This window comes from Hydrogenophaga sp. (assembly GCF_019635465.1).
Lineage (GTDB): Bacteria > Pseudomonadota > Gammaproteobacteria > Burkholderiales > Burkholderiaceae_C > Hydrogenophaga.
The window spans coordinates 91782-115006 of sequence record NZ_JAHBZK010000018.1; the positions used below are offsets into that span (position 1 = coordinate 91782).

General features: G+C 67.9%; 20 protein-coding genes and 1 other RNA gene. 10 read left to right on the forward strand and 11 right to left on the reverse strand.

The window, feature by feature from the left end; all coding sequences use genetic code 11:
* Positions 1 to 4 precede the first annotated feature (4 nt).
* The 3 genes from KF871_RS16225 to KF871_RS16235 all read right to left on the reverse strand — a co-directional run bounded on the left by KF871_RS16225 (position 5) and on the right by KF871_RS16235 (position 2562).
* Positions 5 to 1153 carry an efflux RND transporter periplasmic adaptor subunit gene (locus KF871_RS16225; protein ID WP_291144833.1) on the reverse strand — a complete coding sequence of 383 codons (1149 nt, stop codon included), beginning with the start codon at positions 1151 to 1153 and terminating at the stop codon, positions 5 to 7.
* A 183-nt stretch (positions 1154 to 1336) separates the two neighbouring features.
* The gene (gene rnhA, locus KF871_RS16230) at positions 1337 to 1771 is read right to left on the reverse strand and encodes a ribonuclease HI (protein ID WP_291144836.1); all 435 of its coding nucleotides are present in this window, start codon (positions 1769 to 1771) and stop codon (positions 1337 to 1339) included.
* A gap of 23 nt (positions 1772 to 1794) precedes the next feature.
* On the reverse strand, positions 1795 to 2562 hold the full coding sequence (locus KF871_RS16235; RefSeq protein WP_291144839.1) for a class I SAM-dependent methyltransferase: 768 nt from the start codon (positions 2560 to 2562) through the stop codon (positions 1795 to 1797).
* Between the two features lie 89 nt (positions 2563 to 2651).
* Here KF871_RS16235 and gloB point away from each other — a divergent pair, with 89 nt between their 5' ends.
* Together gloB and KF871_RS16245 are read left to right on the forward strand one after the other, a co-directional pair.
* Entirely contained in the window at positions 2652 to 3425 is a 774-nt protein-coding gene (gene gloB / locus KF871_RS16240; RefSeq protein WP_291144841.1) for a hydroxyacylglutathione hydrolase, read from the forward strand.
* Complete coding sequence (locus KF871_RS16245) at positions 3422 to 5008, forward strand: transglycosylase SLT domain-containing protein (RefSeq protein ID WP_291144844.1); 1587 nt, start codon at positions 3422 to 3424, stop codon at positions 5006 to 5008. The genes gloB and KF871_RS16245 overlap by 4 nt, the downstream gene beginning before the upstream one ends.
* Positions 5009 to 5037: 29 nt before the next feature.
* Here KF871_RS16245 and KF871_RS16250 read toward each other — a convergent pair whose 3' ends face one another.
* From KF871_RS16250 to dnaX, 4 genes are all read right to left on the reverse strand, one after another.
* The gene (locus tag KF871_RS16250; RefSeq protein WP_291144847.1) at positions 5038 to 6084 is read right to left on the reverse strand and encodes an ABC transporter substrate-binding protein; all 1047 of its coding nucleotides are present in this window, start codon (positions 6082 to 6084) and stop codon (positions 5038 to 5040) included.
* A 146-nt stretch (positions 6085 to 6230) separates the two neighbouring features.
* Complete coding sequence (recR, locus tag KF871_RS16255; RefSeq protein WP_291144849.1) at positions 6231 to 6833, reverse strand: recombination mediator RecR; 603 nt, start codon at positions 6831 to 6833, stop codon at positions 6231 to 6233.
* 13 nt (positions 6834 to 6846) lie between these two features.
* On the reverse strand, positions 6847 to 7179 hold the full coding sequence (locus KF871_RS16260) for a YbaB/EbfC family nucleoid-associated protein (RefSeq protein ID WP_291023783.1): 333 nt from the start codon (positions 7177 to 7179) through the stop codon (positions 6847 to 6849).
* A gap of 25 nt (positions 7180 to 7204) precedes the next feature.
* Positions 7205 to 9091 carry a DNA polymerase III subunit gamma/tau gene (gene dnaX, locus KF871_RS16265; protein WP_291144852.1) on the reverse strand — a complete coding sequence of 629 codons (1887 nt, stop codon included), beginning with the start codon at positions 9089 to 9091 and terminating at the stop codon, positions 7205 to 7207.
* A gap of 69 nt (positions 9092 to 9160) precedes the next feature.
* On the opposite strand from dnaX, the gene ffs reads away from it, so the two are divergent.
* An RNA gene (gene ffs, locus KF871_RS16270) (signal recognition particle sRNA small type) lies at positions 9161 to 9257 on the forward strand.
* A gap of 20 nt (positions 9258 to 9277) precedes the next feature.
* Positions 9278 to 9631: a DOPA 4,5-dioxygenase family protein gene (locus tag KF871_RS16275; RefSeq protein WP_291144855.1), complete on the forward strand. Its 354-nt coding sequence runs from the start codon at positions 9278 to 9280 to the stop codon at positions 9629 to 9631.
* Between the two features lie 17 nt (positions 9632 to 9648).
* Here the strand turns inward: KF871_RS16275 and KF871_RS16280 are convergent, their stop codons facing one another.
* The 3 genes from KF871_RS16280 to KF871_RS16290 are packed head-to-tail and all read right to left on the reverse strand — an operon-like array spanning position 9649 to position 16702.
* Positions 9649 to 10935, reverse strand: coding sequence for a TIGR03862 family flavoprotein (locus KF871_RS16280; protein WP_291144858.1), 1287 nt, complete (start codon positions 10933 to 10935; stop codon positions 9649 to 9651).
* On the reverse strand, positions 10932 to 14222 hold the full coding sequence (locus tag KF871_RS16285) for an exodeoxyribonuclease V subunit beta (RefSeq protein WP_291144861.1): 3291 nt from the start codon (positions 14220 to 14222) through the stop codon (positions 10932 to 10934). The genes KF871_RS16280 and KF871_RS16285 overlap by 4 nt, the downstream gene beginning before the upstream one ends.
* The gene (locus tag KF871_RS16290) at positions 14219 to 16702 is read right to left on the reverse strand and encodes a PD-(D/E)XK nuclease family protein (RefSeq protein WP_291144865.1); all 2484 of its coding nucleotides are present in this window, start codon (positions 16700 to 16702) and stop codon (positions 14219 to 14221) included. The genes KF871_RS16285 and KF871_RS16290 overlap by 4 nt, the downstream gene beginning before the upstream one ends.
* Before the next feature lie 230 nt (positions 16703 to 16932).
* Here KF871_RS16290 and trxA point away from each other — a divergent pair, with 230 nt between their 5' ends.
* The 6 genes from trxA (at position 16933) to KF871_RS16320 (ending at position 22522) form a co-directional block, all read left to right on the forward strand.
* Entirely contained in the window at positions 16933 to 17265 is a 333-nt protein-coding gene (trxA, locus tag KF871_RS16295; RefSeq protein WP_291144868.1) for a thioredoxin TrxA, read from the forward strand.
* A 204-nt stretch (positions 17266 to 17469) separates the two neighbouring features.
* Complete coding sequence (rho, locus tag KF871_RS16300) at positions 17470 to 18735, forward strand: transcription termination factor Rho (protein ID WP_291144871.1); 1266 nt, start codon at positions 17470 to 17472, stop codon at positions 18733 to 18735.
* 103 nt (positions 18736 to 18838) lie between these two features.
* Positions 18839 to 19108, forward strand: a complete 270-nt coding sequence (locus tag KF871_RS16305; RefSeq protein WP_291144874.1) for a type B 50S ribosomal protein L31 — start codon at positions 18839 to 18841, stop codon at positions 19106 to 19108.
* Between the two features lie 117 nt (positions 19109 to 19225).
* Entirely contained in the window at positions 19226 to 20914 is a 1689-nt protein-coding gene (locus tag KF871_RS16310) for a hypothetical protein (protein ID WP_291144877.1), read from the forward strand.
* A gap of 10 nt (positions 20915 to 20924) precedes the next feature.
* A complete protein-coding gene (locus KF871_RS16315; protein ID WP_291144880.1) occupies positions 20925 to 21599 on the forward strand; it encodes a GNAT family N-acetyltransferase in 675 nt (224 codons plus the stop codon).
* Positions 21596 to 22522: a carbon-nitrogen hydrolase family protein gene (locus KF871_RS16320; protein ID WP_291144883.1), complete on the forward strand. Its 927-nt coding sequence runs from the start codon at positions 21596 to 21598 to the stop codon at positions 22520 to 22522. Before KF871_RS16315 ends, KF871_RS16320 begins: the two co-directional genes overlap by 4 nt.
* On the opposite strand, the gene KF871_RS16325 is transcribed toward KF871_RS16320, so the two are convergent.
* Positions 22509 to 23225 (reverse strand): ATP-binding protein (locus KF871_RS16325; RefSeq protein WP_291144886.1); only part of this gene is annotated, 717 nt, incomplete at its 5' end. The two genes, KF871_RS16320 and KF871_RS16325, sit on opposite strands and share 14 nt — an antisense overlap.

Sequence of the window (23225 nt, forward strand, 5' to 3'; positions counted from 1 at the left end):
GGCCTCAGTTGCCCGCGGGCGCGGCCTTGAGGTTGACGACCTGCACGGCGGTGCCGTCGCGCTGCAGGCGCTGCTGGCCGGCCACCACCACCGTCATGCCCGGCGTCAGGCCCGACAGGATCTGCACCTCGGCCCCGCGCCGCACGCCCAGCTCGACCTCGACGCGCCGCGAAACGAGCTTCTTCGCGTCGCCCTGCCCCTGTTCTTCGGCCAGCACCACGTACTGCTTGCCCGACTGGGGAAACACCGCCTCTTCGGGCACCACGACCGCCGCCTCGTTGACCGAGAACACGATGAGCACGCGCGCGAACATGCCAGGGCGCAGGTTGGCATCGGCCACGCGCGGCATGACCGCACGCACCGCGATCGAGCGACCGTTCGCGTCGAGCAACGGATCCACCGCCAGCACCCTGGCCTCGAAGCGCCGCCCGGGCAATGCGTCAAGTTGCACCTGCACCATCTGCCCGGCGGCGATGCTGCTCTGGTAGCGCTCGGGCAGGCGGAAATCGACGGTGAGCTCGGAGGTGTCCTCCAGGTTGACAAGCTCGTCGCCGTCCTTGACGTACTGGCCCAGGTTGATGCTGCGCAGGCCGAGGGTGCCATCGAAGGGGGCGGTGATGCGCATGCGCTGCAAGCGCGCATCGGCCAAGGCCACCTGGGCTTCGGCCACCTGCAGTGCAGCGCGGCTTTCGTCCACCACGCGCGCGGCCACAAAGCTTTGTGCCAGCAGTTCCTCGTTGCGCTTGAGGTTGGCGCGCGCGATCGACAGCTGCGCCTGTGCCTGGCTGAGTTCGGCGCGCTGCAGTGTGTCGTCGAGTTGCACCAGCACCTGGCCACGGCGCACCCGGGCGCCGTCGGCAAAGGCAATGCGCGCCACGCGGCCGGCGGTTTCGGGCTTGAGGGTGACGCTCTGGCGGGAGCGCAGGCTGCCCACGGCCTGGGCATCGTCTTGCAGGCGCACGGTGCGCACCTGGGTGACTTCCACGCTGGCCGGCCCACCAGCGCGGGCACTGCCCGCCGATGGCTGGGCTGCGGCCGCCGTCGGCGACTGCGCCGTGGATCGGGCGGGGCGCTGTTGCCACCACCACGCGGCCAGAACCGCCACCACCAGACCGGCGACCGCCACCGAGGCGGTCAGGGAAGGTTTCGCCATGAACTCACTCGCTCAAGAGATGACCGCCGGCGGCCGACCCCACGCGGGCTTACCGACCGTTGCCGTGCTTACGATGGCGCACATTGTGCGGCCACGTTGTGAACCGTGGGTAAACGCCGCACTTGTCCCGGTCGAACGGCGGGAAACGTCTGTCGCAACCCGCCCGATCCGGCTCAACCCGGTTCAGCCCGGCACACCCCGGTTGGCCAGGGCGTCGGCGCGTTCGTTGCCCGGGTTGCCCGAATGGCCCTTGACCCAATGCCACTCGATGCGGTGCTGCCCACCATGCACCAGAGCGTCCAGGCGCTGCCAGAGTTCCACGTTCTTGACGGGTTGCTTCGACGCGGTCACCCAGCCCTTCTTCTTCCAGTTGTGGATCCACTCGGTGATGCCCTGGCGCACGTACTGGCTGTCCAGATGCAGCGAGACGCGGCAGGGCCGCTTCAGCGCTGACAGCGCTTCAATCACCGCCATCAACTCCATGCGGTTGTTGGTGGTGTTGGCCTCACCCCCCCACAACTCCTTCTCATGTCCCTCGGTCTGCAGGTACGCCCCCCAGCCGCCAGGGCCCGGATTGCCCTTGCAGGCGCCATCGGTGTAGATCACCACGTGGTTCAACTTGGTCTCTTCTTTCTGTTCAATCAATGGCGGTTGGCAATGGACACCGGTGCCGCCGCAGGCGCGCGGCGTGGCTTCCAGGCTGGCCCCAGCACACGCATGCCACGCACCCGCTTGACCGCCACCACGAAATACACCGCCCCCAGAATGCGCCACCAGCGCTCGCCCGCCTGGTCCATCCAGGCGTAGCGCTGCAACCATTTGTCGCTGTGCACCGCCGGGCGGTAACAGCCGTAGCGCTCCGATTCGAGCTCAAGGCTGAGCAGGCGCAGCCAGTCGCGCAAACGCCAGGGGCCGATGAAGGCGCCAGCGTCGGGCAGGTACAGCCGGGAGGCGCCGAACCAGCCGATGCCCATGCGCTGCATCAGCCGCGCCCGGCCCTGGCGGGCGCCCCACAGGCTGGCAGGGTTGAAGCCACTGATCACGACCCGCCCTTCGGGCACCAGCACGCGCTCGACCTCGCGCAGCACATGGTGCGGGTCGGCGCTGAACTCCAGTGTGTGCGGCAGCACCAGGAGGTCAATGCTGGACTCTGGGAATGGCAGCGCGGCGGCATCAGCCACCAGTGCGCAGTTGAGCGGTGACGCGTCGGGAACTTCGGGCAGTGCCAGCCATCTGTGGGGCATGCGGTTGGCGCGCAGGGTCGCCAGCTGCGGCAACCCCAGTTGCAAGGCGTTGAAGCCGAAGATGTCGGCCACCGCGAGGTCGAAGCGATCCTGCTCCCAGGCCAGGAGGTATTGGCCGGGTGCCGTGTCGAACCAGTCGGACAGGCTGTGCAGGGAATCGGTCATGCGTCAGGGGCGTTCTGCGCCGCAATGTCTGCGACACTTCGGGGGTCTTGCGAACGAGCCCGCACTCTACACGTCCCTCGACCGTCCCCATGCAGCCGATCCCGATTCCTGCCTTCACCGACAACTACATCTGGATGCTGCACAACGGGCAGCGCGCGCTGGTGGTGGACCCGGGCGAAGCCAGCGGCGTGTTGCAAGCGCTCAAGGAAGCCGGGCTCACGCTGGACACCATCCTGATCACCCACCACCACGCCGACCACACCGGCGGCGTGGCCGAGCTGCGCGAGGCCACCGGCGCGCGGGTGATCGGCCCGGCTTTCGAGACCATGCCCGAACCGCTGGCGCGGGTCAGCGGCGGCGAGCAGGTGCAGGCCCTGGGCCTGACCTTCGACGTCATCGACGTGCCCGGCCACACCAGCGGGCACATCGCGTATTTCTGCGGCGATGTGGGCGGCCTGCCTCTCGTGTTCTGCGGCGATACCTTGTTCTCGGGCGGCTGCGGTCGCCTGTTCGAGGGCACTCCGGCGCAGATGCACGACTCCCTTGGCCGGCTGGCTGCGTTGCCCGGCAACACCCGCGTGTGCTGCACGCACGAGTACACCCTGTCCAACCTGCGCTTTGCGCTGGCGGTTGAACCCGCCAACGCCGAGCTGGTTGCGTACCAGGCGCGCTGCGAGGCCCTGCGCGCGCGCCAGCAACCCACCCTGCCCAGCTCGATCGAGCTGGAGCGCCACATCAACCCCTTCCTGCGCACAACAGAGCCCGCCGTGGTGCGGGCCGCCGCTGCGCAGGCACCCGGTAGTGGCAGCGACCCCGTGTCGGTGCTGGCCGCCCTGCGGGAATGGAAAAACGTGTTCCGATGATTCGTCTGTCTCTGGCGCTGCGCCGCGGTTGGCAAGCCGCCTGCGCCTCCACCCTGGCTGCCTTGCTCGCGGGCTGCGCCAGCACCGTCACCGTTGACAACGGCACTGCGCCCGCCACAAAAACCGCGACCACGCCTGCTGCCACCGACGCTGCGTCCGCGGCAGCGGCACCCCTGCCGCCACAACGGCTGCCGGCGAACGTGCCGCTGAGCGAAATCGCCGTGGCGCCGTTGAACACACCCACCGTGACCTCGCTGGACGCGCCCGCCGACCTGTGGGAGCGCATCCGCCGCGGCATGGCCATGCCCGACCTCGACGATGAGCTCGTGCGCCAGCACGAGCAGTGGTACCTGGCCCGGCCTGACTACATCCAGCGCATGACCGAGCGCTCGCGGCGCTATCTGTTCCACATCGTCGAGGAGCTCGAGCGCCGTGGCATGCCCAGTGAACTGGCCTTGCTGCCCTTCATTGAAAGCGCCTTCAACCCGACGGCCGTGTCCAGCGCACGCGCCGCCGGCATGTGGCAGTTCATGCCCGCCACCGGCGCGTCGTTCGACCTCAAGCAAAACGCCTTCAGGGACGACCGGCGCGATGTGCTGGCGTCCACGCGCGCCGCGCTCGACTACCTGGAGCAGCTGTACGCGCGCTTTGGCGACTGGCAACTGGCGCTGGCCGCCTACAACTGGGGCCAGGGCAATGTGGGGCGGGCCATCACGCGCAACCAGCGCAGCGGGTTGCCCACCGGCTACCTCGACCTGAGCATGCCCAACGAGACCCGCCACTATGTGCCCAAGCTGCAGGCGGTCAAGAACATCGTGGCGCACCCCGAGCGCTACAACGCCACGCTGCCCGACATCGGCAACCACCCCTTCTTTGACACCGTGACCATCGAGCGCGACATGGACGTGTCCCTGATTGCTCGGCTGGCGGAGGTGAGCGAAGACGACGTGCGTGCGCTCAACCCGTCCCTCAAGCAGCCTGTGGTCATGGCCAACGGCACGCCCAATGTGCTGCTGCCCTGGGACAACGCCCTCATCTTCCAGCGCAACCTCAAAGCCCACCAGGGCCCGCTGGCGAGCTGGACGGCCTGGGTCGTGCCCAAGACCATGACCGCTGCCGAGGCGGCCAAGCGGGTCGGCATGAGCGAGCGCGACCTGCGCAGCGTCAACAACATCCCGGCGCGCATGCGGGTGCGCGCCGGCTCCAGCCTGATCGTGCCGCGCAGCGACCGCTTCGACCGCGACGTGCCCGCCCATGTGGCCGACAACGGCATGCTCAACTTGCAACCCGAGGCGGGCACCCGTCGCGTGGTGGTGCGGGCCCGCAAAGGCGACAACGTGGCCAAGGTGGCACGGCGATATGGCCTGAGCGCCGTGCGTGTGGCCGAGTGGAACGGGATGTCGGTCAACACGGCGCTCAAGAGCGGCCAGCGCCTGACCTTGCACCTGCCGCCCAAGGCCGGCAGTGCCACCGCCAAGAAGCGCAGCAAGCCCACGGCCAACAAGACCCGCAACGCCGCCAGCGGCAAGAAGAAATCGGGCAGCGACAAGACCCGCGTGGCCAGCAAGGTCAAGGCGCCCTGAAGCCAGTCAAGACCTCTGGCCTCAGGAATTCAGGCGCGGAATCGCTCCTTGGCCTTCGCCGCAAACACGTTGGTGAAGCGGCGTGCCAGGTCCACCGGCCCGATGCTCGCCTCGCCCAGCGCACGCGCCGCGGCTTCGGGCCCGCCCTTGGGCATCAGCCCGTCCACCGTCCAGGCCTCGCGCGAGCGTTCGACCGACGCGAGGTAGAGCGCGCGGTCGCCCTGGAAGTGGCCTTCCGGCACCGTCTTGATCAGGTCGGAAGGGCCCGCCGTCTGCAACCATTTGAGCGCGTGCACCATGGCGTCCGTCAGTGCCTGTGTCAGACGCGGAAACTGCTCGACAAAGCCGGCGGGGGCGCTCAGACAGCCCACCGGCAGCGGTCCGCCAAACACCTCGTGCGTACCGCGCAGGTTGCGCGCGTCGGCCACCACCCGCAGCTCGCCCGACTGCTCGAGCTGGGTGATCACTGGGTCGGCGTGGCACAGCGCATCGAGCTGGCCAGCGCGAAAGGCCTGCAAAGCCGCCGTGTGGTTCGCCAACATGGCGAGCTGGATCTCCGCTTCACCCACACCGTCGCGCTGCAGCACCCGCGACAGCAACTGGCGGCTCGTGTCGTCATGCACCGAACAGCCCACGCGCCGACCCCGCAAGTCCTTGCCATTGCGGTAGCCCGTCAGGGTGCGGGTGGACACGCCCAGCACCACCTGCGGCGCGCGCGCCTGCACCACGAAGCTTTGCCACATCGACTCGCGCAAGGCCGGGTTCAGCAGCTGTGTGAAGGGCGCGCTCAGCACATGCGCCTCCTTGGCCAGCACGGCGGCCATCGCCTGGCCGGTGTCGGCGTAGTCGCGCAACTCGATGTCCAGCCCCTCCTCGCGGAAGAAGTTGAGCTGCTGCGCCACGGTCAGTGGCAGGTTGGGCAAGCCGACCCGGTGATCCATCGCAATGACGATGCGGGTGTCGACCAGCTTGGGGGGGAACGGCACCGGGCGCGCGAGCGGACCCTGGGCGTGCAGGGCCCGGGCACCCAACAGCCCACCGACAAACGCAATGCCCAACGCACGGCGACCCAACATGACCTCGACGTCCTTCCCCGACCTGTGATTCGTGTGACCACAGATTAGGTCGAGGCACGCGACACGCCATCCGGACGAGTCCCGAGCGGGTTTTTACCGAGCGGATTCGGCGAACTCAGGTACGCCGGCGTACTCGAAGGCGACGCTCAGCGCCGGTCGACCAGCGCGTGCGCGATGGTGCCAAGGTCGACGTATTCGAGCTCGCTGCCAATGGGCACGCCGCGGGCCAGGCGCGTGACCTGCAGGCCACGGTCCTTGAGGGCCTGCGCGATCACGTGCGCGGTCGTTTCGCCTTCGGCGGTGAAATTGGTGGCCAGGATGATTTCGCGCAGCGGCACCTCGGGGTCCGCTTCGTCGATGCGATCAAACAGCCGATCCAGGCCGATGTCGCGCGGCCCGACGCCGTCGAGCGGACTGAGTTTGCCCATCAGCACGAAGTACAGCCCCTTGTAGGCGCCGGTGCGCTCCATCGCGGCCTGGTCGGCGGGCGTCTCGACCACGCACAACACGCTGCGATCGCGCCGCGGATCGCGGCATGTGCTGCAGATTTCGTCCTCGGTGAAGGTGTGGCAGCGCGCGCAGTGGCGCACGTTGTCCACCGCCTGCGTCAGCGCACCCGCCAGGCGGCGCGCGCCCTCGCGGTCGTGCTGCAGCAGATGAAACGCCATGCGCTGGGCCGACTTCACCCCCACGCCGGGCAAGCGGCGCAGCGCATCGATCAGCCCGTCAAGGGTGCGGTGGTCGGACAAGGCGTGGCGCGGATCAGAACGGGAACTTCATACCCGGCGGCAGGCCTGGCATGCCGGCGGTGAGCTTGCCCATTTTCTCGTTGCTGGTCTCTTCGGCCTTGCGCACGGCCGCATTGAAGGCGGCGGCCACCAGGTCTTCGAGCATGTCCTTGTCGTCGGCCAGCAGGCTGGGGTCGATGGTGACGCGCTTGACGTCGTGCTTGCAGGTCATGACCACCTTGACCAGACCAGCACCGGATTCGCCCGTGACCTCGATGGTGGCGAGTTCGTCCTGCGCCTTCTTGAGGTTGTCCTGCATGGCCTGGGCCTGTTTCATCAGGCCGGCGAGTTGTCCTTTGTTGAACATGGGGGAAGTCCTTGTCAGAGAGAAATCAGGTGCTGGCCTTGAGGGAGCCGGGCACGATTGTGCCGCCGAAGTCGCGCATCATCGTCTGCACGAACGGGTCGGCCAGGATCTGCTGCTCGGCCTCGCGTTGCCGCCGCTCGGCCTCGGCCGCGTTGCGCCGGGCTGGCGAATCGGACACCGCGCCGGCCTCGACCAGCAATTCAACCGCATGCCCCAGCGACTGCAGTGCCGCTTGCAGCCGCTCACGGTTGCTGCCCTGGTTGAGCGACTCGCGCTCGATGCGCAGGCGCCAGCGCAGCGCCTCTCGCTCGACCAGCTGGGATTGCAGGGCCAGCTCGCGCACCAGCGCCGAAATCGCGCCGGCGTCAATCAATTGCTGCACCACCTCGGCCCAGAACTCGCCCTCGGGGGTGAGCTGCAAGGGTGTGGTGCTTCGGGGTTGGTCCAGCCGACCCGCGCCGGGCTGCTCGCGCACCGGCACCTTGACCAAGGGAGGTGCAGGCGGTGCCACCGGGGTTGGCGCTGCCGGCTGCGACGGCAGCGCGTCCCAGGGCGGCAGGTCTTCGTCCTGGGGGTCGGGCCAGGGCGCGTCATCGACAGGTGGCTCTGGTGCGGCCGGCACAGTGTGCGTCTTTGCCTGGGGTGGGCTGATCGGCGCGGGAGGGACAGCCTCCTGGCGCACCACCGGCCGAGGCTGCGCAGCCGGCTGCACGGGTGGCATCGCTGGCGGCAAAGACACTGCCGGCGCGGCCGAAACCGGCGCTCGCGCCGGCTCAGCCGCCTTCAGCGAAGTTTTTTTTTCCGCGGTGCCCGAGGGCTTGAAGGCCAGCAGCCGCAACAGCACCATGGTCAGACCGGCGTATTCGTCGGGGGCCAGACCGAGCTCGGCGCGCCCGTGCAGGCACAGGCTGTACAACAACTGCGTCTCGTCGGCCGGCAACGCCGCGGCCAGAGCAGCGATCTGCGCCTCGTCGGGGTCGGTGCTGGCGGACACGGCGTCGGGTGCGCTCTGGTGCACCGCCATGCGCTGCAGCACGCCCGTCATTTCTTCGAGGGTGGAGGCCGCGTTCTGCCCATTGACCCGCAAGGCTTCGACCGTGTTGACCACGCCCGCGCCATCGCCCGCCGCCAGGGCCTCGATGATGCGAAAGGCATGGCCACGATCCACCGCGCCCAGCATCTGGCGCACCGGTGCCTCTTGCAGCTGCCCGTTGCCGAAGGCAATCGCCTGATCGGTGAGTGAGAGCGCATCGCGCATCGAACCGCGGGCGGCCCGTGCAAGCAGGCGCAGGGCGGCCGGTTCGGCGCTCACCTGCTCGGCCTGCAGCACCTGCTCCAGGTGCTCGGCCACCGTCTCGGGTGCCATGGGGCGCAGGTTGAATTGCAGGCAGCGCGAGAGCACCGTCACCGGTACTTTTTGCGGGTCGGTCGTGGCCAGCACGAACTTGAGGTACTCGGGTGGCTCTTCCAGCGTCTTCAACATCGCGTTGAAGGCGGTGTTGGTCAGCATGTGCACCTCGTCGATCATGAAGACCTTGAAGCGCCCCTGCACCGGCTTGTAGACCGCTTGTTCGAGCAGCGACTGGACCTCATCGACCCCGCGGTTGGAGGCGGCGTCGAGCTCGGTGTAGTCGACGAAACGCCCGGCGTCGATGTCGGTGCAGGCCTGGCAGACGCCACAGGGCTCGGCAGTGATGCCACCCTGCCCGTCCGGTCCGACACAGTTGAGCGACTTGGCCAGGATGCGCGACACCGTGGTCTTGCCCACGCCACGGGTGCCGGTGAACAGGTAGGCGTGGTGCAGACGCTGGCTCTGCAGCGTGTTGGACAAGGCCTGGACCACGTGCCCCTGGCCCACCATCTCGCGGAAGTTGCGCGGTCGGTACTTGCGGGCCAGAACGACATATGACATGGCCGCGATTCTATGCGGGGGGTCCCTGCCTTCATCGGGGCTTTACCGCCGTCGCCTACAATCGCCCCCGACGGGCCTTCCCGCATGGTGAAGCGGCCAACCGGGTCAGGTGGGGAACCAAGCAGCCCTAACCGTGAAGCCAGTGCCGGGGTCAAGGCTCGTCACCCCCATCTCCCCCACCCACCCATGCCCTCGCGCGATCCCGCCGTCATCGCCAGCTGGCACGCTCACGTCTACTTTGACGCCGCCACGCGCGACGCTGCCTGGACCTTGCGTGGGTTGATCGGCGAGGCCTTGGGCAATCAAGTGCAGATCGGCCGCTTTCACGAGAAGCCGGTCGGCCCCCATCCGGTCTGGACGTATCAGCTGGCATTTGAGGCCGAGCGCTTTGCCCATGTGGTGGGCTGGCTGACGCTCAACCATGGCCCATTGGACGTGTTGATCCACCCCAATACCGGTGACCCATTGAGCGATCACCGCGACGGCGCACTCTGGCTTGGCCGCTCCCATGCGCTCGATCTGAGCGCGTTGCAGGCGTAACGCGCCAGGCCTGCGCCTCAGGCCGGTGGGTGGTCAGCGAGCCACCGCACCATGGCGTCTGCGGCCCATGCTCCGCTGGCCATGCTGGCGGTGAGCAGATAACCGCCCGTGGGGGCTTCCCAATCCAGCATTTCGCCGGCAAAAAAGAAACCAGCGCGCTCGCGCGCCATCAGGCCGGCGTCGAGCGCCGCCGCGCGTACACCCCCCGCGGTGCTAATGGCTTCGGCCACGGGCCTCGCTCGCAGCAAGCCCAGAGGCAAGGCCTTGATGGCGTCGGCCAGGCGCTGCGGATCGTGCATGGCGTCGCGATCAAGGCACTCGTGCAGCAGGGACAGCTTGATGCCGTCGAGCCCAAGCCGCCCCTTGAGATGGCTGGACAGGCTGCGCGAGCCCCGAGGGTGCGACACCTCGCTGCGCACCCATTCTGCGCTGTGATCGGGCAACAGATCGATCCACACCGTGGCCCGGCCTTCGCGCGCGATCTGATCGCGCAAAGGCGCCGACAACGCATAGATCAGGCTGCCCTCGACGCCGGTGGCGGTGGCGACGAACTCGCCACGCTGCCAGGCTCCTGCGTCGGTGCGCAAGGCCACGGTCTTGAAGGGCTGGCCGACCCAGCGCTCGGCAAAGCGCGGGCTCCAGCCTTCGCTCACACCATGCACCGGTGAGCCGGCCACGTCGAAGCCGCAGTTGGCGGGTTGCAGCTCGGCCACCGGCACGCCGCGCTCACGCAACCAAGGCACCCAGGCGCCGTCCGAGCCCAGGCGCGGCCAGCTGGCGCCGCCCAGGGCCAGCAAGGTGGCCCGGGATTGCAGCACACGCTCACCGTCGGGCGTGTCGAAGCGCAAATGCCCGGCGTCGTCGAAGCCGGTCCATCGGTGCCGCATGTGAAACCGCACCGGTGGGCCGCCGTTGGCCGGATGCCGCAGGCGGTGCAACCAGGCCCGCAGCAACGGTGCGGCCTTCATGTCCACCGGGAACACGCGCCGCGAGCTGCCGACGAAGGTCGCCACACCCAGGCCTTCGGCCCATTCGCGCAGTTGTTGCGGACCGAACGCCGTCAGCATGGGGCGCACCCAGTCGGCGCGTGCGCCGAAGCGCGACACAAAGGTCTCGAACGGCTCGGCGTGGGTCAGGTTGAGGCCACCCTTGCCGGCCAGCAGGAACTTGCGTCCCACCGAGGGCATGGCGTCGAACAGATCGACCGCGATGCCCGCGCGCGACAGCACCTCGGCCGCCATCAGGCCTGCCGGACCGCCGCCCACGATGACCACATCGATGTTGGTTTCGCTGACGGCGCTCATGTCTCGCCTAGCCATTCAATCAGGCGTCCGGTGGGGTTGATGAACGCCAGACGCAGCGGCTCGCCCGGATGGATGGCCGCAACCGCGGCCCGGTAGGCCGCCATCTGTTCCCGGTGCGCTGGCACGGTGTGCGGCGCGTCGTGGGTCTTGAAGTCCAGCACCCACCAGGTGCCGCTGGCGCGCTCAAGCAGCAGTCGGTCCAGGCGGCGAACCTGACCCGCGTGCAGCAACTCCACCTCGTTGCCCCATTGCTCTACCTGGCGATCGTCCCAGGCCCAGGCGGCCTCGCCGCGCACCATGCGACGCGCGGCCTCGAGGGCCTGCGTCGCCATTCCGTCCTCGAGTTGGTGCGACGCGGCCACCGCCTGCCGGTGCGCCTCGCCCCAGTCGAACCCGTCGGCCGGCGTCGGACACCACTGCAGCAGTTGGTGCACGGCTCGCCCGAACCGGGTCTGGACGTCGGCCTCGACAGTCGCTGGCGTGGGCACCGGCTCAGGCAAGGCGCGCAGGGTCGGCAGGTCAAACAGATCGAGCGCAGGGGCAGCGCCGTCCTTGACGGTGGTTGTCGCCGTCGGCAGTGTTGTCGATTGCGCCAGGGGCTGCAGACGTTGCCACCAGGAGGTGGCGCCTGCGCTGCGGCCCGGCTCGAAGCTGGAGACGACCAGGCGGCGCGCGGCACGGGTCATCGCCACATACAGGGCGTTCAGCTCTTCCAGCGAGCGCGCCGCCTGCTCGGCCGTCAGCAGGTGCTGCGCGCACAACGGGGCGCGCTTCTCGCTGGCCACGAAAACAAAGGCCCGCGGATGCGCCGCTTCACCCGGCCAGTCGACCAGTACGCCCATGGTGTCGGCGCGCGCAGGTCCGGCATCGGTGTCGAGCAGCATCACGGTGTCGGCCTCCAGGCCTTTGGCGCCGTGAATGGTGAGCAGGCGCACGGCGCCGGGCGAGGCCAGCGCGGGCAACGCAATGCCACCGGCCTTGATCGCACGAACAAAGCGGTAGGCGGTGAGAAAGCGGCCACCTTCGTGACCCAGCGCCTGCGCCAACAGGGCTTGCAGTTGGGCGATGGTGGCCCGGCGCTGGGCCGGCGGGACCGCTTGCGCATAGCGCGCCAGCACCTGCCCCTCGCGGTACACGAGCGACAGGGCGTCGTGGGGCGGCAATTGCAGCAGCGCTTGCTGCCACGCCTGCCAGCGCTCGGCGGTGGTTTGCCACAGCGGCAACGCGTCGGGGTGCGCGGCAGACTCGAGCAGCACCGTCCACCAGTGCGCACCCTGCCCGGCCGCGCGCACCGCCATGGCCAGCGCGGCCAGATCGTCGTCGCTCCAACCGCCGATGGGCGAGCGCAGGGCCCGCGCAAGGCTCAGATCATGGCCGGGCGAGACCAGGGCATCGACCAGCGCGATCACGTCCTGCACGGCGGGTGCTTCGCCCAACTCGAGCTTGTCGGGTTGCTCGCTGGCAATGCCTCTTTCGCGCAACGCCTGGTGCATCCAGCCCAGGCGCTCGCGTTTGCGGGCCAGCACCATGACATCGTCCGGCTTGACGTGGCCAGCGGCGATTTCGCTGGCGATCCAGTCGGCCGCCTGGCGGGCTTCGAGATCGCTCATCAGCTCGTCGGCGAGGTGCCGCGGTGTGTTCAGGCTGTCGCGCCATTCGCTGACCGCGCCACTGTTGTCGCCATCGTCGCCAACACGTGCCCGGGCGCTGCGGGCCAGCTGAGGCAAGGCGAGGACCGCGCCAGGCTCGTCGCTGGCGGTGGTGTGCGTGCGAAACGCCGCGCCCACAGTCTCGCCGTATTCGCCGGCCTGTTCGGCGCGCTGCATGGTCGTGTTCAAGGCATCGATCACGCCGATGGCACATCGGCGGGTGTGGTCGCACGACAGGCGCGCGCCCCCCAGCCCCTGCACCACGAAGGCCTGCGCCGCGCGAAAGACCTGCGGCTCGGCGCGCCTGAAGCGGTAGATGGACTGTTTGGGATCGCCCACGATGAACACGCTGGGCGCCTCGCCGGCACCTGCGCCCGCGTAGGCGGACAGCCAGCCGTACAGGGCCTGCCATTGCAGCGGGTTGGTGTCCTGGAATTCGTCGATGAGCAAATGCCGCACACGCGCGTCCAGCCGCTGCTGCATCCAGCCGGACAGCTCGGCATCGCCCAGCAGACGGCGTGCGGCGCCCTCCACGTCGTTCATGTCGACCCAGCCGCGCTCGAGCTTGAGCTCGGCCAGCACGCGCAGCAGCACACGGGTGAGGCGGGCCATGCGTTGGTGGTGGACCCACGCGCGCTGCTGCCGCTCGGCCTGCAAGGCTTCTTCGATGCGTGCCAGCGCGGCTTGCACCGCGGGGTGGGCATCGGGCTGCTCGCCCAGCTTGCGCGGCGTGCCCTTGGCCGTCAGCAGCGCAGCGATCGCCGCACGGCCGTCGCCATTGCTGACGGCCGTTTCAAGCTCGCGCGCAGCGGTGTCGGCCTTCTTGAGCTTGGCGAATCCGCCCAGCGCTTGGGACGCGGCCAGGAGCTCGGCGCGAAAGCGTTCGTGCCGCACCAGCCAAGCCACAGGGTCGGCCTCGGCTCCTGCCCATGCCGGCATGAGATCGCCCAAGGGGCGCACGGCGTTGTCCACCGCGCCGGCTGCGTCGGCCCACTGGAACTCGACACGCTTGCCCACCGCGTTGCGCAAGGCCTGCAACGTCTGGTGGCGTCCAATGTCGGCCACGCTGGCAAAGAAGTCGTCGCGCGCGGGCTCGTCGCCCGCCAGTGCCCGATAGAAGCGGGGCCAAAGCCGCTGCAGGATGGAGTCGTCATTCTCCTGAAGCTCATACTGGGTCGGCAGCCCCAGCTCTTGCAGCACCGCCAGTGGTGCCCCACGCAACAAGGCCGCGAACCAGCTGTGAAAGGTGCGCAGTTGCACCGGTCGCCCTTGTTGGTGCAGGCGCGCCCGAAGGCCTCGCGCATCGGCCAGACGCTCGCGCGCTTGCGCCTCGGACATTCCGCGCTGGCTCAGCGCAACGCACAGCCTGTCGTCGTCAAGCTCGCTCCATTCGCTCAGCACCTGCTGCAACCGCTCGCGCATTTCGGCCGCCGCCTTCTTGGTGAAGGTGATGGCAAGAATGTCCTGCGCAGGCACGCCGTCCAGCAAGGCGCGCAGGATGCGCGACACCAGCATCCAGGTTTTGCCCGCCCCGGCGCAGGCCTCCACGGCCACGCTGCGCGCCGGGTCGCAGGCGCACGCGTAGAAAGCCTGGGGATCGACCGCCCGGTCATCGATGCGATAGGCGAGCGCGCTCATGCCCAGAAATCCTTGCGGCACAGGCCACGCGCGGCGCAGAAATCGCAGGCGACGCCCTCGCCCAGGGCCCGCATGGGGGCACCGTCGGCCACGCGTGCGAGGTCTTGCTGCAGCCCTTCAAGAATGGCGTCGCGTGCGGTCAGGATGTCGGGCTGCTTGATCAGGCGGGCCGCTTCGCCCTGCTCGCCGCGGGTGTCCACGATGCTGAGGTAGCCCGCGCGCAGGCGCTGCGCCGGCAGCAACGCGGCATAGAAAGCCAGTTGGGTGTCTTCCAGAGGCTCTTTCACCCTGGCCTCGGTGCGCGTGCGGCTCTCGGTCTTGTGGTCGATGACATAGGTTTCATCGCCTTCACCATCACGCCGCACGTCGATGCGGTCCAGGCGACCGAACAGCGTCCAGCGCCCAGCCTGTTGTTCTCGCTCGGCTTCGGCGGCCTCGAACCGCCAGCCTTCGTCCTCGTGCGGCCAGAGCCAGTTCAGGTAGGCGTCACGCAAGGCGGGCCACACAGCGCGGTAGGGCAAAAAGCCGCCCTCCCTCGCGTCGTCGCCCAGGCCCATGGTCTGCGCCACGCGCTCGGCCACCATGTCCATGGCAGCGCGGTCGGCCGCCTGTCCAGGTCTCAGGTCGCCGCGTTGCTCGTGAAAGGCCTTGAGCACCGCATGCAGCCAGTTGCCCAGATCGCTTTGATCGGGTTCGGCGTCGAGTTCATCGACCGCGTCCAGGCGCAACTGGCGCCGGGCAAAGAAGCGATAGGGGCAGGTGCGCAGATCGTCGTAGGCGCTGGCCGAAAAGCGCTGAGGCAACAGGGCTGGCGCACTGGCCGCCGGCATGGACGTTGCACCAGCGGGTGTCGGGCGGGCATCGAGCAAGGATTCGCCTGGCGACTCGGGCAGACCGTCGACGAAGGCGCTGGGCAGCAAGGCATCGGCGCCGTCGTGGCGTCGCCAAAGGGCGTCCACAGGCCCGTCGCCAAACAGGTGCGCCCACGCCGTGGCCTGGGCCTGCGCAAGCGCGTCGCGCTCGGGCAGACCCAGGGCCGCGCGTTGTGCGGCACTCCAGCTGGTGTCGGGCTCGGGGCTCGGGCTCAGGTGCTGGTCGTCGCAGCCGGGCACCACGACGGCCGCCACGCTGCGTCCCAGCCGTTGCGCCATGGGCATCACGATGACCTGGGGCACACCGGGTACCTCGGGCTGGAACACCCCGCCTTCAAGCACATCGCGTGTCCAGGCGGCAAAGCCGGCCAGCGTCCATCGCTGTGCTCGCTCCCGCTCACCGGTGGCGCCCTCGCCCAGGCCATCCAGTTCGTGCGCGGCCTCGCCCAGGCGCAACACACCGATGAGCTGTCGGCCGGCTTCATCGGCCTGCAGAAGGTCCCACTGGCCGCTGAGCGCGAGCGCCTGCGCGGTGTCTCGCAACCAATGCACCAGGGGCCGCGGCGCCTGCAGGCTGGCGCGTACCGACTCGACCGACGCGTCGCGCAAGGCCACCGGCGCAGTGGCCCAGCGGGACACGGCCTTCTGCCGCAGCTGGCGCTCCAAGTCTGCCATGGACTCGCCCTGCAGCGCCGGGCTGACCTTGAGCCACTCAAGCACGTCGTCGGTACTGGCTCGCGCATCTGCCGCGCGCATCAACGCCATGAAGCTTGCCGCCGCGTGGGTGGTGGACAGCTTCCAGCCTGTTTCGTCCTTCAAACGCACGCCCGCACCCACCAGCAACGCGCTGGCGCGTCGGGTGAGCAAGCGGTCGTTGGCGATCAGCGCCACGGGTGTGCGACCGGCATTGAGGTGTGCGATTACGCTGGCGGCGGCGGCTTGCGCCTCGGGTTCGAAGCCGTCACAAGACCACAGGCTGGGCGGCGCCGCGTCGGGCGGCGACCACGTCAGTCGCCCTCCCTGCGGGCCCCACCGATCGAGCAAGGCATCGGCCAGTGGATCTGGATGAGGGCCTGGCAGCACCAGCAGCCGATCGGCGTCGGCGCCCGGCGCCGCGATCGGGCTCCAAAGCGCATCCGTGACCTGCCCGGAGCTGGCGGCCCAGGTGACCGCCAGGTTGGCCACCAGCGACTCCCAATGGGTGGAGGCAGCGCTGCCGATGGTGGCCAAAGCGCCTCGGCGCGCCTCGGCCCATGCGCCACGCGCCCCGGGCGGCAGCGCGGCGGCCAATGGGGCCAGCTGCCGCGCGGCGGCGATCAATCTGGCGACCAGTTCACGCCGAAGACCGGCGTCCGCACGAGCGCCTGCGACCCGATCGATCCAGGCGCCGGCCACCAAAGCATCGCGCGCCATGTCGTGGCTGATGTCGTCCGATCCCGCTCGCCAGGGCGCCAGCGCCGCCGCCCACTCGCGCAAGGTGGTGAAGCGAGGTGTCAAACCGGTGCCGTCGGGCAGCAAAGCCGACCAGGCTCGCCGGGCTTCGGCCACCAAGGGTGCGTAGGGCAAAGCCACCACCACCCGGCCCATCGGGACGCCCGCTGTCGCCATGGCGACGAGTTCGCTGAGCGGCGCGTGCCACACACACGACATTGCGCCGCCGTGCACGGGGCCCGCCGCAAGGGCCGACTCGTCGTGAGGTCTCGTGTCCGCTGGCGTCATCAAAAGGGGGTTTCTGTCACAATGCGGCCGCTGCCTGAGGGGGGCCGACGTCGTCGCCCGGTTCACCGCATGCGCCGCACTGTAACCTCACCCCGCTCACCGAAACCAAGGACGAATCCATGGCCAGCGATCTCATCAAACATGTCTCCGATGCCACCTTCCAGGCCGACGTGCTGGACAACAAGGCCCCCGTGCTGGTGGACTTCTGGGCCGAATGGTGCGGCCCCTGCAAGATGATCGCACCCATCCTCGACGAAGTGGCCGGCAGCTACGACGGCAAGCTCAAGGTGGCCAAGCTCAATGTGGACGACAACCGCGACGTGCCCGCCAAATTCGGCATCCGTGGTATCCCCACGCTGATGCTGTTCAAGGACGGCCAGTTGGCCGCCACCAAGGTTGGCGCGCTGAGCAAGGCACAACTCACCGCCTTCATCGACCAGCAACTGGCCTGATCGCTGTCATCCGGCCCGGACGGTGTCCGGGCCATCGGGCTGCGCGCAGGCCCGAGGGCAGGTCGCCACGGTCGCGATTCCTGTCATAATCCGCCGCATGCGGGCCCACCCAGCGCCCGCAAACATTCGCGCAATGCCCGCCAACCGGGCCACCGCGCTCACCCCCCCGCTCACCTCATTCGCCTCCTTGCTGGAGTGACGTCCATGCACCTTAACGAACTCAAGGCCCTGCACGTATCCGAAGTGCTCAAGCAGGCCGAAGCGCTGGAAATCGAGAACACCGGCCGCATGCGCAAGCAAGAGCTGATGTTCGCCATCATCAAGAAGCGCGCCAAAGCGGGCGAACAGATATTCGCCGACGGTGTGCTTGAGGTCCTGCCCGATGGTTTCGGCTTCCTGCGCGCACCGGACACCAGCTACACCGCCAGCACCGACGACATCTACATCTCGCCCAGCCAGATCCGTCGCTTCAACCTGCACACGGGCGACATGATCGAAGGCGAAGTGCGCATCCCCAAGGATGGCGAGCGCTACTTCGCACTGAACAAGCTCGACAAGATCAACGGCTTGCCCCCCGAGGACAACAAGCACAAGATCATGTTCGAGAACCTCACGCCGCTGTTCCCCAAGGAGCAGATGAAGCTTGAGCGGGACAACTTCAAAGGCGACGAGAACATCACCGGGCGCATCATCGACATCATCGCGCCCATTGGCCGCGGCCAGCGTGCGTTGATCGTCGCCCCGCCCAAGAGCGGCAAGACGGTGATGATGCAGCACATCTGCCACGCCATCACCGCCAACCACCCGGACGTGGAACTCATGGTGCTGCTGGTGGACGAGCGCCCCGAGGAAGTGACCGAAATGCAGCGCACGGTGCGCGGCGAGGTCATCGCCTCCACCTTCGACGAGCCGGCGGCGCGTCACGTGCACGTCGCCGAAATGGTGATCGAGCGCGCCAAGCGCCTGGTCGAGCTCAAGAAGGACGTGGTGATCATGCTGGACTCGATCACGCGTCTGGCCCGTGCCTACAACAACGTGCTGCCTTCGTCCGGCAAGGTGTTGACCGGTGGTGTGGATGCCAACGCGCTGCAACGCCCCAAGCGCTTCTTCGGCGCCGCCCGCAAGGTCGAGGAAGGTGGTTCACTGACCATCATCGCCACTGCGCTGGTCGACACCGGCTCCCGCATGGACGAAGTGATCTTCGAAGAGTTCAAGGGCACCGGCAACTGCGAACTCCACCTCGACCGGCGCCTGTATGAGAAGCGCGTCTTCCCCTCCATTCAGCTCAACCGCAGCGGCACCCGCCGCGAGGAACTGCTGCTGGCCCCCGAGATCCTGCAAAAGACCCGCATCCTGCGCCAGTTCATGTACAACATGGACGAAATCGAGGCCATGGAGATGGTGCTCAAGAGCATGCGCGCGACCAAGACCAACGTCGAATTCTTCGACATGATGCGCCGCGGTGGCTGACACCTTCGCCAAGCCCTTGATTTCATTGTATAATTGAGGGCTTTTGTGCGGAAAGTAGGCTGGACGGTCCGGCCCGGCTCCCGCAGCTGACTCGAGGAAGATCATGAAAGAAGGCATTCACCCCAACTACCGCGAAGTGCTCTTCGTGGACCTGTCCAACGGTTTCAAGTTCGTGACCCGTTCCTGCGTGAACACCAAGGAAATGGGGAAGACCGACGACGGCCGCGAGCTGCCGCTGTTCAAGCTGGACACCTCCAGCGAATCGCACCCCTTCTACACGGGCACGCAGAAGTCCGTGAACGACATGGGTGGCCGCGTCGACAAGTTCTTCAAGAAGTTCGGCAAGCCTGCAGCAGGCAAGACCGCCGCCTGATACGCTGCGTTCCGCCAGATACTGGGCAGCCCGGTTTACCGCGCTGCCCTTTTTTTTGGTCTGCGGTCTCTGCCTTCGGGGGGCCGCACCCCGGCATCGGGGCCCATAATTTGCCGAGTGAACCAGCCCACCCCCGCCATCGTCACCCAGACCGCCGTGCGGCGCTTGCCGCGGCTCGCACTGCTGCTGTTCTGCCTGGCGTACGTGCTGCCTGGCTTCATCGGCCGCGAGCCCTGGAAGAACGCCGACATGACGGCGTTTGGCTACATGGCGGAGCTGGCCTCCGGAGCGTCGCACTGGCTGCATCCGACACTGCTGGGACAGCCCCCCGAGTTTGACGCACTGCTGCCCTACTGGCTCGGGGCCTGGGCCATCCAGCTAGCTCCTCCCTGGATTCCCGCCGATTTCGCGGCCCGCATCCCGTTTGCACTGTTGCTCGCACTCACGCTGGTCGCTACCTGGTACGGCGTGTACTACCTTGCCCGCAGTCCACAAGCCCAGCCTGTCACTTTTGCGTTCGGCGGGGAGGCGCAGCCGACCGACTATGCCCGCGCCATGGCGGATGGAGGACTGCTGGCACTCATCGCTTGCCTGGGCCTGGCCCAGCTGTCCCATGAAACCACACCCGCGCTGGCCCAGGTTGGCTTCACGGCACTGACTTTCTACGCCCTGGCCGCCATTCCCTGGAGGACCTGGTGGCCCATCGTCGGGCTGCTTTTGGGCACATCCGGGCTGGCCCTGAGTGGCGCCCCCGCCATGGCACTGCTGTTTGCCCTCGCAGGTGCGGCCCTGTCCCTGGCAGACCGCTCACCCGATCCGGCACTGCGGCGGCGTCATCGCTACTGGGCGGGCGGGATCGTATTGATCGCCCTGGGCACTGCGGCCATGGCCTGGGCGCTCGAGGCCTTTCGCTGGCGCATTGGGCTGCCCGCCGGGGGCTGGCGGGACTGGCGCAGCCTCGGGCGCCTGCTGCTCTGGTTCACCTGGCCCGCCTGGCCCCTGGCCTGCTGGACGCTCTGGCGCTGGCGCCGGCAGCTGGGCAGCCGCCACGTCGCCTTGCCCCTGGTGTTCGTGGTGACCTCCGTGGTCACCACACTGGTTACGCCTTCTTCCGACCGGTCACTGCTGCTGGGCCTGCCCGCATTGGCCGCGCTGGCGGCCTTCGCCCTGCCCACGTTGCAGCGCAGCGTGGCCGCGTTGATCGACTGGTTCACCCTGCTGTTCTTCAGTGCCTGTGCCTTGGTGATCTGGGTGGTGTGGGTCGCCATGCAGACCGGAGTGCCGGCCAAACCCGCGGCCAACGTGGCCCGGCTCGCCCCCGGCTTCGAGCCCAGCTTCTCTCTGCTGGCCCTGGTCGTCGCCCTGCTGGCCACCCTGAGCTGGGCCTGGTTGGTCCGCTGGCGCGCCGGCCGCAATCGTGCGGCCATCTGGAAGAGCCTGGTGCTACCTGCTGCCGGCGCAGCGCTATGCTGGTTGCTGCTGATGACGCTGTGGATGCCGCTGCTCGACTACGCCCGGGGCTACACCCCGTTGGTCAGACAGGTGGTGCGGCAGATCGATGATGGCGGGTGCGTGGAGATCCACGGCCTGAGTCGCGGCCAGGTCGCCGCCCTGCGGTACCACAGCCGGCTGAAATTGCAACCTGTCGAGCTCAAACCCAGCTGCCCGTGGCTGGCGGTGGGCGCGGATTCCCTGGCAGCGCTGACCGCCGCGCTGGACATGCGCCAATGGACGCTGCAGGCCAATCTGCATCCCCCTGCCGATGCGGCCGACAACGTGCTGCTGTTCAAACACGTCGGCCCGTGATAATGGCCGCATGGCCAAACTGATTGTCCGCCCCACGGCGTCCGCCGACATCGACGCCCTGCTCCGGCTGCAGGCGCAGGTCTATCCCAGCATTGCCCCCTGGAAACGGGACCAGCTGGCGCATCAGCTCGAGCTGTTCCCCCAAGGCCAACTGGTCGCCGAACTCGACGGCCGCCTGGTGGGCTGCGCGAGTTCCCTGGTGATTCTGTGGGATGAGTGGGCCGAAGAGCACACATGGAGCGAGATCACCGCATCCGGCACTTTCGACACCCACACGCCGCAGGGCCTGACGCTGTACGGCGCCGAAGTGTTCGTCGATCCGCGCCTGCGTGGCAAACGCGTCGGCCATCTGCTCTACGAGGGCCGCAGAAAGCTGTGCAAGCAGCTCAACCTGCGCCGGATCATCGCCTGCGGCCGCCTGCCGGGGTATGCCCGCGTGGCAGATCAGATGCCCATCGAGCTGTACGCCAGGAAGGTGCTGTGGGGCGATCTGTTCGACCCCGTGCTGAGCTTCCAGTTACGCGAGGGATTCAGGTACTGCGGTATCATGAAAAACTATCTGCCGGATGACCATGAATCCAGTGGCCATGCGTCACTGATCGTCTGGATCAATCCGGACTATGACCCGTCGCAGGGCACCGCGCTTCAACGCGCTGCAAGCGGCGCAACGGAGTCGCCCCCATGAGCCAGCAACACCCCGACCTTGCCAAGGACCCGGCGCACAAGCCCACCCAGAACACCGTGCGCATCGCGGCAGTCCAGTACCTGCTGCGCTCGATCAACGACTGGAACGGATTCGAGAACCAGGTTCGCTTCGTCATGAAGGCGGCGGGTGACTACAAGCCGCAGTTTGTCGTGTTCCCCGAAATATTCACGACCCAGCTGCTGTCGTTCATGGACACCAGCGACCTGCGTCGCGCGGTGCGCAACATGAATGATTTCACCAGCCGCTACATCGACCTGTTCACCGAACTCGCGGCGCATTGGGGGGTGCACATTGTGGGAGGCAGCCACCCCACCATCACCGACGGTCAATTGCTCAACACCGCCTACCTGTTCACGCCCGGCGGCAAGGTGTTCACGCAGGACAAGATCCACCTGACGCGCTGGGAAAGGGAAAAATGGAAAGGCGATCCGGGACACCATCTGCGCGTGTTTGACACGCCCCATGGCCGCATCAGCATCCTGATCTGCTACGACATCGAGTTTCCCGAGCTGGCGCGCAAGGTCTGCGAGCAGGGAGCGGACATCATCTTCGTTCCCTCGTGCACCGATGACCGGCAGGGCTTCTGGCGGGTGCGCTATTGCTGCCACGCACGCGCCATCGAAAACCAGGTCTATGTGGCCGTCACCGGCACGGTGGGCAACCTCGCCGTGGAAGGCCTGGGACTGCATTTCGGCCAGGCGGCCATCATCACGCCGTCCGATTTTCCGTTTGCACGCGACGGGATTGCCGCCGAGGGCGTGCCCAACATGGAGCAGATCGTCATTGCCGATGTCGATCTCGGCAAGCTCATCAGCAATCGCGTCAACGGCACGACCATTCCGCTGTACGACAACCGGATCGACGTCTACGAAAAAGACGTCGACGTGATCACGACACGCTGACCCGCTTGTCCGCCATCGGGACCGCGGCGGGCGCGCTGACGGCAACCTGGCGCACACGGCTCGCCGGAAACAGCAGCGAGAAAGTCGAACCCGCGCCCGGGGTGCTGCTGACCTTCAGTTCAGCACCATGGCGTTGCATCACGTGCTTCACGATGGCCAGGCCCAGGCCGGTCCCACCGGTTTCACGCGACCGGCTGCGGTCCACCCGGTAGAAGCGCTCGGTCAATCGAGACAGGTGTTCAGCCGCGATGCCAGGGCCGGTATCGCGCACGGTGAATTCGCCACGCCCGTCCGGCAGAATCCGCCATCCCGCTTCGATCCGGCCGCCCGCCGGCGTGTAGCGAATCGCGTTGCTCAGCAGGTTGGACATGGCACTCAGCAGTTCGCTGGGCGAGCCTGCCAGCTCGGCCGCCGGCGAGGCATTGAACAGCATCTCATGCGGCCGGGTGGAGGCCAGCAAGGCAGACAGCGATCGCCCTTCCTGTTCGCACTGGCTGAGAAGCACCGCCAGGGGCGTCCACTCGGCACTGCCCGGCGGTGGACTGCCCTCCAGGCGCGACAGGGTCAGCAGGTCGTTGACGAGGGTCTGCATGCGGTGGGCCTGCTGGGCCATCAACCCCAGATAGCGCCGGCGATCGTCCTCATCGAGCGGCAGGTTCTGCAGCGTCTCGACAAAGCCGGCCAGTACGGTCAGCGGAGTGCG